Source organism: Methylorubrum suomiense (assembly GCF_022179765.1).
GTDB classification, from domain to species: domain Bacteria; phylum Pseudomonadota; class Alphaproteobacteria; order Rhizobiales; family Beijerinckiaceae; genus Methylobacterium; species Methylobacterium suomiense.
This window is the reverse complement of record NZ_BPRE01000001.1, coordinates 24793-38114: the sequence shown is the minus strand read 5'-3', so window position 1 is coordinate 38114 and position 13322 is coordinate 24793. Positions and strand designations below refer to the sequence as shown.

The 13322-nt window shown below is 69.1% G+C and carries 15 protein-coding genes; 11 read left to right on the top strand and 4 right to left on the bottom strand.

What is annotated here, in order from left to right:
* The first annotated feature begins 3 nt into the window (after nt 1–3).
* From MFF26_RS00175 to MFF26_RS00165, 3 genes are all read left to right on the top strand, one after another.
* On the top strand, nt 4–603 hold the full coding sequence (locus MFF26_RS00175; protein WP_137829751.1) for an RNA pyrophosphohydrolase: 600 nt from the start codon (nt 4–6) through the stop codon (nt 601–603).
* Between the two features lie 25 nt (nt 604–628).
* Entirely contained in the window at nt 629–1324 is a 696-nt protein-coding gene (locus tag MFF26_RS00170; RefSeq protein ID WP_137829736.1) for a DUF2939 domain-containing protein, read from the top strand.
* 199 nt (nt 1325–1523) lie between these two features.
* Nucleotides 1524–3377, top strand: coding sequence for a potassium transporter Kup (locus tag MFF26_RS00165; protein ID WP_171015472.1), 1854 nt, complete (start codon nt 1524–1526; stop codon nt 3375–3377).
* A gap of 9 nt (nt 3378–3386) precedes the next feature.
* Here MFF26_RS00165 and MFF26_RS00160 read toward each other — a convergent pair whose 3' ends face one another.
* From MFF26_RS00160 to MFF26_RS00145, 4 genes are all read right to left on the bottom strand, one after another.
* The gene (locus MFF26_RS00160) at nt 3387–3689 is read right to left on the bottom strand and encodes a hypothetical protein (RefSeq protein WP_137829734.1); all 303 of its coding nucleotides are present in this window, start codon (nt 3687–3689) and stop codon (nt 3387–3389) included.
* Nucleotides 3690–4108: 419 nt separating this feature from the next.
* Nucleotides 4109–5329 (bottom strand): HPP family protein, encoded by a 1221-nt coding sequence (locus MFF26_RS00155; RefSeq protein WP_137829733.1) that lies wholly within the window; start codon nt 5327–5329, stop codon nt 4109–4111.
* A gap of 263 nt (nt 5330–5592) precedes the next feature.
* Entirely contained in the window at nt 5593–6843 is a 1251-nt protein-coding gene (gene frc, locus MFF26_RS00150; RefSeq protein WP_137829732.1) for a formyl-CoA transferase, read from the bottom strand.
* Between the two features lie 93 nt (nt 6844–6936).
* Nucleotides 6937–7398, bottom strand: a complete 462-nt coding sequence (locus MFF26_RS00145) for a PAS domain-containing protein (protein ID WP_137829731.1) — start codon at nt 7396–7398, stop codon at nt 6937–6939.
* A 171-nt stretch (nt 7399–7569) separates the two neighbouring features.
* On the opposite strand from MFF26_RS00145, the gene MFF26_RS00140 reads away from it, so the two are divergent.
* The 8 genes from MFF26_RS00140 (at nt 7570) to MFF26_RS00105 (ending at nt 13320) form a co-directional block, all read left to right on the top strand.
* A complete protein-coding gene (locus MFF26_RS00140) occupies nt 7570–8013 on the top strand; it encodes an OsmC family protein (RefSeq protein ID WP_137829730.1) in 444 nt (147 codons plus the stop codon).
* Nucleotides 8014–8047: 34 nt separating this feature from the next.
* Nucleotides 8048–8404, top strand: coding sequence for a YybH family protein (locus MFF26_RS00135; protein WP_137829729.1), 357 nt, complete (start codon nt 8048–8050; stop codon nt 8402–8404).
* A 232-nt stretch (nt 8405–8636) separates the two neighbouring features.
* Nucleotides 8637–9011 carry a helix-turn-helix domain-containing protein gene (locus tag MFF26_RS00130; protein WP_171015471.1) on the top strand — a complete coding sequence of 125 codons (375 nt, stop codon included), beginning with the start codon at nt 8637–8639 and terminating at the stop codon, nt 9009–9011.
* A gap of 176 nt (nt 9012–9187) precedes the next feature.
* On the top strand, nt 9188–9916 hold the full coding sequence (locus MFF26_RS00125) for a helix-turn-helix transcriptional regulator (protein WP_137829727.1): 729 nt from the start codon (nt 9188–9190) through the stop codon (nt 9914–9916).
* A 214-nt stretch (nt 9917–10130) separates the two neighbouring features.
* Nucleotides 10131–10748: an acyl-homoserine-lactone synthase gene (locus MFF26_RS00120; RefSeq protein ID WP_137829726.1), complete on the top strand. Its 618-nt coding sequence runs from the start codon at nt 10131–10133 to the stop codon at nt 10746–10748.
* 74 nt (nt 10749–10822) lie between these two features.
* Nucleotides 10823–11041 (top strand): hypothetical protein, encoded by a 219-nt coding sequence (locus tag MFF26_RS00115; protein ID WP_137829725.1) that lies wholly within the window; start codon nt 10823–10825, stop codon nt 11039–11041.
* 53 nt (nt 11042–11094) lie between these two features.
* Nucleotides 11095–11532: a hypothetical protein gene (locus MFF26_RS00110; RefSeq protein WP_137829724.1), complete on the top strand. Its 438-nt coding sequence runs from the start codon at nt 11095–11097 to the stop codon at nt 11530–11532.
* 81 nt (nt 11533–11613) lie between these two features.
* Complete coding sequence (locus tag MFF26_RS00105) at nt 11614–13320, top strand: efflux RND transporter periplasmic adaptor subunit (RefSeq protein WP_137829723.1); 1707 nt, start codon at nt 11614–11616, stop codon at nt 13318–13320.
* The last annotated feature ends 2 nt before the right edge of the window (nt 13321–13322 follow it).

Below are 13322 nucleotides of genomic sequence, written 5' to 3'. Positions count from 1 at the left end.
GCCATGGAAAATCCGAGTCACGACCACCCGAGCGACCCTCGTCCCGGCGACGACCTTCCGTCCCGGCCGGAGGGCGACGCGCTGCCCTATCGCCCCTGCGTCGGCGTGGCCCTGTTCAACCGGGACGGGCGCGTCTTCGTCGGCCGGCGCAAGTCGGAGGCCGGGCCCGAGCACGTGGCCGACGGCCATGCCTGGCAGATGCCGCAGGGGGGCATCGACCCGGACGAGCCGCCGCTCACCGCCGCCCTGCGCGAACTCCACGAGGAGACCAACGTGCCGGCCGAGGCCGTGACGCTCCTGGGCGAGACCCGCGACTGGCTGGCCTACGATCTGCCGGTCGACGTGATGAAGCAGGCCTGGAAGGGCCGCTACCGCGGTCAGCGCCAGAAATGGTTCGCCTTCGGTCTGACCGGGAGCGAGGACGTGATCGACGTCGATGCCCCCGGCGGCGGTCACCACAAGCCCGAATTCGACGCGTGGCGCTGGGAGCGCCTGGAAGCGCTGCCGGGCCTCATCATTCCGTTCAAGCGGCCGGTCTACGAGGGGGTCGTCGCGGCGTTTGCCGGTCTAACGGGTTGGCACGCGGCGGGGGACGCGTCGTGAAGCAAGGGCGCGCCCGCAGCTGACGATGCGCTGGTGGACGATCCCACTCCTGGCGGCCCTCGGCTGGTTCGCCTACACCCTGACGCCGTTCTGGTCGCTCTACGGCCTCGCTCAGGCGGTGCAGACGGGCGACGTGGCCGCGGTGGCGCAGCGCGTCAATTTTCGCACCCTGCGCCTCTCCCTGGCCAAGCAGGTCTCGGCCGCGATCCGCGCCGAGGGTGCCGCCGAGCCGCGGGAGCGGCAACGCCTCGCCGATGCGGCGGCGGCCCTGGCGCTGCCGGTGACCGAGGCCCTGGTGACGCCGCAGAACGTGGTCGATCTCCTCGATGACGGCTGGCCGCAGGCGCTCGATCTGCCGGAGGCCACCAATCGGCACGATCGCCGGGACGGCCTGCGCATCCCCGATGCCGCCCGGGCCCTGCGCTATTACCTCGCTTCCGAGATGCGCGGCTTCCGCTCCGTGGTCATCGCCGTGCCGCCGGATCGTCCGCGCCAGGAGCAGTTCCGAATCCGCATGCGCCTGCACGATTGGGGCTGGCGACTCACCGATATCGAATTGTCCGAGGATCTGCGGGGGCGCATCGCCGATCGGATCTCCGCCGGGCTCGCCCGCCTGCGCGAGCGGTCGGGACAGGAGAAGGTGGGACAGGAAAAGCCAAGTCAGGACAAGCCAAGTCAGGAGAAGGCCGCCCCGGAGCCCGTTCCGCAGCGGGGGCGGTGACTTCGGGCGATCGGTGACGCGGATGTCACTGGACGAAGGTTCGGCGCAGCTTAATTGAGGCGGGCCGCCTGAGAGCGGTTACGCTTCGTGGAGCGCACCCTTGAGCGCAGCGTCGGCCCACGGTTCCACGGACAATTCCACGGACAATTCGCCCGCGGAGGATACGGATCACGGCCCGGAGCGCCGGCTCGGGGCCGGGTTGCTGCTGGCCACCCTCGGCGTCGTCTACGGCGATATCGGCACCAGCCCGCTCTACGCGTTCAAGGAGGCGGTGCGGGCGGCGAGCCACGGGGAGCCACCCTCGGCGGTGGCCGTGACCGGCGCGGTCTCGCTGATCCTGTGGTCGCTGATCCTGATCGTCTCGGTGAAATATGCCGTCCTGATCCTGCGCGCCGACAACAAGGGCGAGGGCGGAATCGTCGCGATGCTCGCGCTCCTCGGAGCCCGCCACGCCGAGGCCGGCACCCGCCAGGGGCTTCTCCTCGTCGTCGGCCTCGTCGGCGCTGCGCTCCTCTACGGCGACGGGGCGATCACCCCCGCGATCTCGGTGCTCTCGGCGGTGGAGGGGCTCAAGGTCGATGCGCCCTCCCTCGACCGCTACGTCGTACCGATCACCCTGGTGATCCTCGTCGGCATCTTCCTGGTGCAGAGCCGGGGCGCCGCCTTCATCGGGCGCATCTTCGGGCCGGTGATGCTGGTCTGGTTCGTGGTGCTGGCGCTCCTCGGCATCGGCGGCATCCTCCAGGCGCCGCAGATCCTACGGGCGATCAATCCGATCGCGGCGGTGGAGTTCGTCGGTCATGCCGGGCTCGGCGTCGGCTTCGCCATGCTGGGGGCCGCCTTCCTCGCCGTCACCGGCGGCGAGGCGATGTATGCCGATCTCGGCCATTTCGGTGCCAAGGCGATCCGGGCCGCGTGGTTCGGCCTCGTGCTGCCCGCGCTGATGATCCATTATTTCGGTCAGGGCGCGATCCTGCTCGCCGATCCCGCCGCGGCGGAGAACCCGTTCTACCGTCTCGCACCGGACTGGGCGCATTACCCGCTGATCGGGCTGGCGACCCTCGCCACTGTCATCGCCTCGCAGGCGATCATCTCGGGCGTGTTCTCGCTGACCCAGCAATCGGTGCAGCTCGGCTTCCTGCCGCCGATGCGTGTCGTCCACACCGCACCCGACGAGCGCGGCCAGATCTACGTGCCGACGGTGAACTGGCTCTTGGCCGCCGCCACCCTCGCGGCGGTGGTGATCTTTCGTTCCTCCGACGCACTCGCCGGCGCCTACGGCATCGCCGTGTCCCTCCTGATGGCGATCACGACCCTGCTCGCCGCACTCGTCGCCCGCAAATGGGGCTACGCCCTGCCCGCCGTCATCGCGGTCAACGGCTTCTTCCTCCTGATCGACCTGATCTTCCTCTCGGCCAACAGCGTGAAGATCGTCGAGGGCGGCTGGTTTCCCCTGGTGCTGGCCGGCGCGGTCGCGTTCCTGATGCTGACATGGCGCAAGGGCAACCATTGCATGGAGGAGGCGCGGATCAACCAGCGCCCGTCGGAGGCCGACTTCATCGAGCGCCTGCGCACCGACCCGCCCATCACCTTGCCGGGCTCCGCCGCCTTCCTGTCCTCGGCCACGCACGGAATCCCGCTGCCGATGGTGCGGGTGGTCGACCGCCTCGGCGCGCTCCATACCCGCGTCCTGATCGTCACCGCCCTGTTCGAGGAGACGCCCACCGTGCCGCCGAGCGAGCGGGCGGAGGTCAGCGCGATCACCCCCGACATCCACCGCGTGATCCTGCGCTACGGTTTCATGCAATCCGCCTCGGTCCCCGAGGGCCTGCGCTGCGCGGTCGCCTCGGGCCAATTGCCGGAGGATCTCGTCGAGGACCTGACCGTCTTCGTCGGACACGAAACCATCATCCCGGTCTCCGACCGCCACGGCATGTCGGATTGGCGCGAGGCCCTGTTCGCGGTGATGCAGAACAACGCCGAGCGCACCGGCGCGCATTTCTGCGTGCCGGCCTCTCAAGTGATCGAGATCGGGACCGAGATCGAGATCTGAGCCCGTGGCTCAATCGTCCGGCTGTGCCTTCATCCGCAGCTGCGAGGCGACGCATTCGCGCATCGCATCCTCGATCCGGGCCTTCTGGGCGTTCGCGTAGCCCGCGACTTCGTCGATGCATTTCACGAAATAGCCGGCGGTGAAGCTCTCGTTGACGGCGACGAACGATTTGCCGAAGCGGCTCGCGAGCTGAAGGCGGTCCATCGCCGAGCTTTCTCGCCAGGCTTGCAGCGTATCGGTCATCGACAAGGCCTGGGCGGCGCCCGGCATCAGCAGCACGATGGCGAGGGCGGGGATAATCAGACGGTGCATGTGCGAGATTGTCCCGGAAGAATTTTCTGATTTTCCTGGCTAAGGTCGACAATTAAGCCTATCCAAGACTGTATTTTCATCTTGGTTTTGCAATAGTATAACCTGCATCGACGCGTGCAAAGGCCGATCTTCGGTGTAAATTTCTTAAATTACCCTGAGATGATGGTGCTTGGTCGCGGCGCGATCCATCTCGCGGCCTGATTGCGAAAGCCGAGCCGACGACCCGGTCCTGCGAGCGATCACGCCTGTGAGACCCGTTTCAAATCCTTCATCTCATCACATCTCCTCATCCTGAGGTGCCGCGCCAAAGGCGGAGCCTCGAAGGAGAGTTCCAGGGATCGCGCGATTCGCTGGAGGCCTCCTTCGAGGCTTCGCTTCGCTCCGCACCTCAGGATGAGAGTGAGGGCTCGCCGGAATCTCTAGGCCAACCCGGCGGCGAGATCGGACGGGACCGGGTCGCCCGGTTGAGCCCGCTTCGCCGGGCCGGGGCGCGACGACTCCGTGCCCGTGCGATGGGCCGCCTCGGTCAGCAGGGTCTCGATCAGGTCGGATTGGGCGACGACGCCGCACAGGCGATCCTCGGGGCCGATCACGGGGAGATGGTGGTGTCCGCCCCGGGCCATCCGGACCGCGACTTCGGCCAGGGTCATCTCCGGGCGCAGACACATCACCTCGGTCGTCATCACGTCGGCGGCGCAGCCATGGGGGGCGCGGCCCCGGCCGAGCGTCAGATGCCAGCGCCGGGCGAGCCCGAGGCGGGGGCCCTTTCGATCCCACTCCGCCTTGTCCATCAGGTCGGTCTGGGTGAGGACGCCGAGCACGTGGGCGTTCTCGTCGGTGACCGGAAGCATCTTGATGTGATGCCGCCGCAGCAGCGCCAGCGCCTCGCTCAGCGGCGCCTCGGGGGCGATGGCCACGACGTCCCGGGTCAGGATGGAGGCGCAGGTCTCCGGGCCGGAGCGGCGGACCAGGGCGCTGAGCTGAGCCCGGCGCAGCAGCGCCTCCAGGTCGCCCCGGCCGATATCGAGCACCTGATCGAAATCTTCGAGCGCGGCGTCGATGTCTCCCGAAGTCAGGCCCATGGCGGAGGCGGGCGCCGGGGTGGCGGGCGCCGAGGCCGGCGCGTGCGGATAGGACCGGCCGGTCAGGTTGTTGAACGCGACCGCCACCGCCAGGATCAGCAGGGAATTCGCGCCGACCGGCCAGAGCACGAAGCCGTAGCCGAGATCGTGGATCGCGGGGCCGCCGAGCACGGCGGTGAGGGCCACGGCGCCGCTCGGCGGATGCAGGCAGCGGAAGGCCATCATCAGGCCGATGGCGAGGCCGCCCGCGAGCCCGGCGGCGATGAGCGGATCGGGCACGAGGCCGGCGATGGTGACGCCGACCAGGGCCGCGATCAGGTTCCCGCCGATGATCGACCAGGGCTGGGCCAGGGGGCTCGACGGCACCGCGAAGAGCAGCACGGCGGAAGCGCCCATCGGGGCGATCAGGGCCGGGAGGGCGCTGCCGGTTCCGATCGACGCGCGGGCGATGAGCCCGGTGCCGAGAAGCCCGAGGAGGGCGCCGCAGGCGGCCCGCAGCCGCTCCCGATTGCTGACGGGGGCCTGCTGCGGCAGGAGGCGACGAAGGACGACATTCACCGGCACGGGTCACCGCAGGCTTGGGGCTGGAGGACGCAGCCCGAAGGGATGAGCCGGCTCTCGGCGGAAAGCCGGGACGTGCGAGGAGAGGGCAGACGGCTTCCCCCGCGTGAGGCGCCCGGCCCGTAGGCCGGACAAGAAAGGCCGGACCGTAAGGAGGGCGGTCCGGCCAAGTCACACGGAGGAGAAAAACAGCCCGGACCTAGGTCCGGTCAAGCACTTCCGGGGCGGATCACCGTCCCGGAAGAATCATGGTCGAGAACTCAGACCGCGCGGGCCTCGTGCATCGCGGCGATCTGCTCGGAGGTGTAGCCGAGGCTGGCGAGAACTTCGTCCGTATGCTCACCGAGCAGGGGCGAAGCCTTGATGTCGACCTTCATGTCCGAGAACTTGATCGGCGAGCCGACGGTCAGGTACGAGCCGAGTTTCGGATGCGGGACCTCGACGATGGTGCCGCTGGCGCGCAGCGACGGATCGGCGGCGATCTCCTTCATCGACAGCACCGGCGAGCACGGGATGTCGAACTTGCGCAGGATGTCGACGGCCTCGAACTTGGTCTTGTCGGCCAGCCAATCCTCGATGAAGGCGAAGATCTCGAAGATCTTGTCCTGGCGGGCGCGGGCGGTGTTGTAGGCCGGATCGTCGATCCACTCGGGCTTGCCCAGCGCCTTGCAGATCGGGGCCCAGGCGTGACCCTGGATGGTGAAGTAGATGTAGGCGTTCGGGTCCGACTGCCAGCCCTTGCACTTCAGCACCCAGCCCGGCTGACCGCCGCCGCCCGCGTTGCCGCCGCGCGGCACCACGTCGGAGAACTCGCCGTGCGGATATTGCGGGTATTCCTCGAGGTAGCCGATGGCGTCGAGGCGCTGCTGGTCGCGCAGCTTCACGCGGCAGAGGTTGATGACCGAGTCCTGCATCGACACGGCGACCTTCTGGCCCTTGCCGGTCTTGTTCTTGGCGTGCAGCGCCGTGAGGATGCCGATGGCCAAGTGCATGCCGGTGTTGGAATCACCGAGGGCGGCGGCCGACACGGTGGGCGGGCCGTCCCAGAAGCCGGTGGTCGAGGCGGCGCCGCCGGCGCACTGCGCCACGTTCTCGTAGACCTTCAGGTCCTCGTAGTGGTGGCCGTCGGAGAAGCCCTTCACCGAGGCGAGGATCATGCCGGGGTTGAGCGACTGGATATGGGCCCAGGTGAAGCCCATGCGGTCCAGCGCGCCGGGGCCGAAATTCTCGACCATCACGTCGGATTCGCGGATCAGCTTCTCGAGCACTTCCTTGCCCTGGGGCGTCTTGGTGTCGAGCGTCAGCGACCGCTTGTTGGAGTTCAGCATCGTGAAGTAGAGCGCGTCCGCATCCTCGACATGGCGCAGCTGATTGCGGGTCACGTCGCCGGCGCCGGGGCGCTCGACCTTGATCACGTCCGCGCCGAACCACGCGAGCAGCTGGGTGCAGGCGGGGCCCGCCTGGACGTGGGTGAAATCGATGATCCGGATCCCGTCGAGCGGCTGGGACATTGCGGCATTCTCCCTATGACGACTTCGTTGGAGGTTGTGTGAAGTCTTGAAACGAAAGGTCTTGTTCTTGTTGTGAGACGCACCCGCCTGGGTTCAGGCGAGCACGAGGGTGCCGAGCGCTTCCTCCAGCTCCGCCATCCGGCGGCGCAGGCGGCGCTCCTCCTCGAAGCGCTCGGTCTCGTCGCGGATGACCGCGACGATCCCGTCGACCTCCCCGTCGGCCCCGTGCAGGAGCGAGACGGTGAAGGCGATGGACAGGGTGTGCCCGTCCTTGTGCAGGGCCGGCACCTTGAGCAGCGTCGTCCCGTAGCGGGTCTGCCCGGTCCGCATCGTCTTGGCGTAGCCGTCCCAGTGGCGCCGCCGATGGCGCTCCGGGGTGATGAGGTCGAGCGTCTCGCCCATCGCCTCGGCTTCGCTGAAACCGAAGATCCGTTCGGCGGCCGGATTCCACGTGACGATCCGGCCGTCCGCGTCGGAGATCACCACCGCGTCCCCCAGGGCCGTCACCAGCCCCGAGACATCGACGGCCGGTGGTGGGGATGTCGCCGCGGCCATGGCCTCGCGCTCCTTCCTTGTCCGGGTCTGCCGGGAGGAAGCGGGCTTCCTCCGGTGGCGTCTCGTTGGCATCTGGTATACCAAATACGGAAACGGGGTCAAGGTCGCGAAAGCGCTCGGCAACAATGCCGGGGGGACGCGGTTGAGACTGGCGGGGAGAGAGGAACGGCCATGTCGGAACGACCCAGCATCAGCATTCGGCAGGTCGAGCGCTTCGCCTTCCGCGTCGAGTTCGGCCCCGCCTTCGAGTCGCTGCTGACCGACGAGCCGGTGCCCATCGGCGCGAGCGAGGGACCCTCGCCCGAGCAGGTGCTGATCGCGGCGGTGAGCAACTGCTTGTGCGCCAGCCTCGTCTTCGCCCTCGGCAAGTACCGTCAGGACGGCGGTGGCGTCAGCGCCCAGGCGAGCGGCCGGCTCGGGCGCAACGCGGATGGGCGCCTGCGCCTGGACGGCATCGACGTCGCCATCGCCCTCGGTGCCGAAGCGGCGGCGATGGACCGGATCGATCGGGTGCTCGAACAGTTCGAGCGGTTCTGCACCGTTTCCGAGAGCGTTAAGGCCGGTATCCCGGTCTCCGTCTCGGTCGAGGATGGGCGGGGCACGCGCCTGAAATAGCCGCCCTTCGAGCGGCGTCAGAGGGAGGATGACCATGAGTGAGACGGCTAAGGAACCGGGCGATCTGGCCCGGCTGTTCCACGCGCGGGCCAATGCCGGCGATGTCGAGGGGCTGGTGGCGCTCTACGAGCCCGAGGCCGTCCTCGCGGCGGGGGAGGTGGTGGCGACCGGCCACGACGAGATTCGGCGCTTCTACGCCGATCTCCTGGCCCGCAAATCCGACTTCCCAGCCCCTGAAACCTTGCCGGCCCTGCGCAACGGCGATCTCGGCCTCACCTTCGCCCGGCTGCCCAACGGCTCGCTCTCGGTCGAGGCGGCGCGCCGGCAGCCGGACGGGCGCTGGCTCTGGGCCATCGATCAACTCAAGATCCGGCCGGCCAAGAAGGACTGAGCGGGGCGAATCGATCCGAAGGGACGGGACGTGCTGCCTGGGCGAGCGCCTCTGGGCACGACCGGGACCGGGGCAGCGGGGCGCCGGATTGGACAAAAGACAGTGAGCCGGCGCGATCGCAACGTGCCTTGGCCGGACAACGTGCGGCTGTGGGCTTGCCCTCGACGCCGGCTTGCCCACTCTGTCCGCAACGCCGCGGGTCCCGACCCCACGGGGTGTAAAGGAGACGGTGTTGAGGGGCGTAAGGGAAGACGACCTGGCGATCGGGCTGCGCATCAAGGCAGCCCGTCGGCGCCAGGGACTTGCGCTCCGGGACCTCGCGCTGGCCGCGTCCGTGACGCCCGCGCAGATGGAAAAGTACGAGAGCGGGGCGAACCCGATCTCCGCCGCGCGTCTCGCCACGCTCGCCGAGCATCTCGGGATCAGCGCCGACGATCTTCTGGGCCTCGGCAGCGTGGAGGCTGCGGCCCCGCTCGTCTCGGAGGAAGCGCAGATGCTGGCCGAGGCCTTCGACCGTTTGCCGCCGGGCCAGCTCAAGGAGGGCGTCTACCGCCTCGTTTTGGCCGCGGCCGCCGACACCGTAAAGCCGCGCTGCGACCCGCACTGATCCGGTGCCGAGGCGGATTTCATCCAAGACGGTGAGCTTGGCCGGTCAATCCTCGGTTGGATTTGTGAATTCCTGCCAAGACGGGCTAGAAGGTCTAAGAATTGCTTGAAAACGGGCGTGACTTCGGTGCGCCGCTTCCTGATCCGGTCGGGACTGCGGAGGATCTTGCTCTCGTCATGAAGCGCGACATCAGCCTCACCGAGACCCTCGACGTCCTGGCGGCGGCGCCGGACCTCGACGCGCTCAACCCGCTGCTGCTCGACCTGCGCGACGCCTACGGGCTCGCCAACATCGTCTACCACGCCACGCACCTGCCGGCCTGCCTGCAGCCCAACCCGATCCTGATGCTGTCCTACGATCCCGGTTGGGTCAGCCGCTATGTCGGCGAGGATTACTTCGCCCTCGATCCGGTGGTGCAGGCGGGGCGGAGCGGCTTCCTGCCGATCGACTGGGACGGCCTCGATCGAACCTCGATCGGTGCGCGCCACGTGTTCAAGGAGGCCGACAGCTACGGCGTCGGGCGCCGTGGCATCACCATCCCGATCCGCGGTCCGAACGGAGAGCGGGCGATCTTCACCCTGACCTCGAACATCACCCTGGACGAGTGGGAGCGGAAGAAGCCGTCCTATCTGCGCGAGTATCACGCGGTCGCTCATTTCTTCCATGAGCGGGCGGTCCAGCTGAGCGGCCTGCGCGCCGCCCGTCCGCCGCGATTGTCGCGGCGCGAGCAGCAATGCATCCAGCTCCTCGCCCTGGGGCGACAGGCCAAGACCATCGCCTTCCTGCTGGAGATCTCCGAACCTGCCGTGCGGCTCTATCTCAAGACCGCCCGGCACAAGCTCGGCTGCGCGACCATGACCCAGCTCGTCGCCCGCGCCATCGCCCTCGACCTGATCGACGCCTGATCGATCCGCCGCCGGGCAGGACCCGGCCGATCCGTCGCTTCGTCGCCGTCCCGTCATGGGGTGGCGCCCTGCCGCGTAACGTGTCCGAGCGAGCGCCGAACGGGGCCTTCCGGCCCGTTTGACATCAGCTCGACGGCCCGTCGATCTCTCAATTTCGATAGATTGTCGAAGGCCGGGCCTCCGGGAGATCTCCTGATCACAGGAGGTTTACCCGATGATCAAAATTTTCTCCGGCGCCGACCGCGACCGATTTTCTCAAGATTTCGACCAGATGTTCCGGGCCCGCGCGGCGATCTTCAAGGATCGTCTCGGCTGGGAAGTCGATGTCGAGGACGGTCTTGAGATCGACCGTTACGACCGCTGCGACGACACCGTCTACCTCGTCGCCTCCGATGCGGACGGTCACCTCACCGGTTCGCTGCGCCTCCTGCCGACCACCGGCGACACGATGCTGCGCCACGAATTCTCGGATTTCTTCGACGAGCCGGTCGATGTCGAGAGCCCGACGGCCTGGGAATGCACCCGCTTCTGCGTCCACCCGCCCCGCCGGGGCATGCGGGCGGAGGCGATGCGCACGGTCTCCTCGGACCTGCTGATCGGCCTGTGCGAGCTCTGCCTGAACTCGGGCATCGAGCACATTGTCGGCCTCTACGACGAACGGATGACCCGGATCTACCAGCGCATCGGCTGGACGCCGGACCCGCTCGCAGAATCGCGCTCCCACCGAGGCCACCTCATCGTCGGCCTGTGGGAGGCGACGCCCCGCGCCCTCGACCGGATGCACGCGCTCTCGTCGCGCGGCCGCACCCTGCCGGTGCAGCAGGCCGCCTGAGCCGGTCTCCCCTGAAGCGCATGCCGCCCGCCAGCGCGGGCGGCCCCCCACGCCGACCCATCACGGATGCGACGATGCCGCCGAACGCTGTCGAACAGGCGAAACACTTCTTCCGAACCTACGCGGACACGGTCATGCCGCTGCACGAGGCCCTGGTGCGGGCCTGCTGCGCCGAGGCCGAGGTGCCCGAGGACCTCGCCCTGATCCTCGAAGATATCGGGCACGATTACGTGGCGCTCTCGAACCTCATCAACGAGGCCCTGCAGGCGCGCCGCGTCCGCGAGCCGGCGTGAGACGACCCGGACGCTCTGGAGCCGAGCCCCGCTTGTGCTATGAAGGCGGTGTGATGCGCGCTCACCGCCCCTTCTGGCATGCGCTCGCCGCGATCCTGCAGATCGCGGCGCTGCTCGCGCTGTCGATCGCCGCCCCGGCCCATGCCCGAGCCCATGCTCCGGGCATCGGGGTCAAGCATGTCCATGCATCCGTCGATGCGCATGCGCATGCGAACCACGCCGGGATCGACTGCGCGGGAGCCCATCACGGCCCCCATGACGGCGCCCATGCCGTCAAGGTCGGCTCCGACGCATCGACGCCGGCCGGCGACGGTCATTCGGGGCAATGCTGCGGGCTGCATTGTCCGTTCCACATCCCCTTCGTCGGCGTCGCCGACGTGACCGTGGCGCTCCGCTGGAACACCGAGCGGGCCTTCCGGCGCCCGCGCGACGCGGCCTTCGTCAGCGTCGTTCCCGAAACGCTGCCCGAACCGCCCCGATCCTTCGCCTGAGAACGGCGCGGTGATGCGCGCCTTGCGCGGCCGCCCGGCTGGGCGCCGCGCGCGTTCCCGCTCGCGAAGGATCGACCTCTCATGCGTGTTTCACTCGCCCCGCCCCTGCGTGCGACCGCTCTGCGCGCGGCGATCGTGGCGCTCGGCCTCTGGGCCCAGGCCGCGACCGCCCACGAAGGCCACGACCACGGCTCCGACACCCCACCCGCCGCCGCGGTGAGTGCCCCGCGGGGGGCATCGAGCAGCGAGAGCCTCGAACTCGTCGCCATTGCCCGCAACGGCCGTCTCAGCGTCTTCCTCGATCGGGTCGGCACCAACGAGCCGGTGACCGACGCAGCGATCACTGCCGAGACGCCGGAGGGGCCGGCGGACGCCGCGGCGATGCCCGACGGCAGCTACGGCCTGCCTGCCCCTTGGAGCCTGCATCCCGGCGAGCACGAGGTGCTGTTCACGGTCAGGACTGGAGGGGCGAGCGACATCTTTCCGGTCTCCCTCACCGTCCCGGAACCGCCCACGCCGTCCGCCGCCGGCCCCGATGCCTGGGCGATGGGCCTCGCCGCAGCCCACGACTTCCGCCGTCATCTCGAGGAGGCCGATCCGCTGCCCTTCGCGATCGGTGGCGCGGGCTTCCTTCTCGGAATCGTGGTGACGCTGCTGATGCGCGGACGTCGGCGGGGCCCCGCCGCCGCCCTCGTCGTGTTCGCCCTCGCGCTCGCCCTGGCGCCTAAGGCCTTCGCCCATGAGGGGCACGAGGGCGGTGGAACGCCGATGGCCGCGACGGGCGGTCAGGATCTCGCCCGGCGCATGCCGGACGGCGCGATCTTTGTGCCCAAGCCCACCCAGCGGGTGCTCGCCCTGCGCACGGTCGTGACCACCTCCGACACCCTGAGCCGCACGGTCGAGCTTCCGGGCCGGATCATCCCCGATCCGAGTGCCAGCGGCGTCGTCCAGTCCTCGGTGGGCGGGCGGCTGTCGCCGCCGGAATCCGGCCGCTTCCCGCGGCTCGGAACGCGGGTGACCAAGGGCGAGGTGCTGGCCTATGTCACGCCCCCGGTCCAGGCGGTGGACGTGTCCGACATGCGCCAGCGCCAGGGTGAGCTGGACCAGCAGATCGCCATCACCGAGCGCCGGGTCGAGCGCTACCGCAAGCTCGCGCCGGGGGGCGCGGTCTCGCAGGTCCAACTCGACGACGCGCTCGCCGAGCTGAAGGGGCTGGCCGACCGCCGCGCCGCCCTCGACGCCATCCGCCAGCATCCCGAGGCCCTGACCGCCCCGGTCGACGGGGTCGTCGCCGAGGCGAGCGCGGTGGCGGGCCAGATGGCGAGCCCCGGCATTCAGGTGTTCCAGATCGTCGAGCCGCGCCGCCTGTGGGTCGAGGCGCTGAGCTTCGACGCGCTCGCCACCGGCCAGGATGCCACCGCGCGGCTCGCCGACGGCCGGACGCTGCACCTCGCCTTCATGGGGGCGGGGCTTGCCGACCGCAGCCAGGCGGTGCCGATGCATTTCTCGATCGAGGGCGCCCCGCCGGAACTGCGCACCGGCCAGTTCGTCACCGTGCTGGCGGCCCTCGACACGCAGCAGACCGGGCTCGCGCTGCCCCGCACCAGCGTGGTCCGCGGCGGTAACGGCCAGAGCCTCGTCTACGAGCACACCGCACCGGAGCGCTTCGAGCCGCGCGAGGTGAGGGTCGAACCCCTGGATGCCGGCCGCGTGCTGGTGGTCTCCGGCGTGGCCCCGGGCAAGCGCATCGTGACCCAGGGGGCCGAACTCCTCAATCAGGTCCGCTGAGG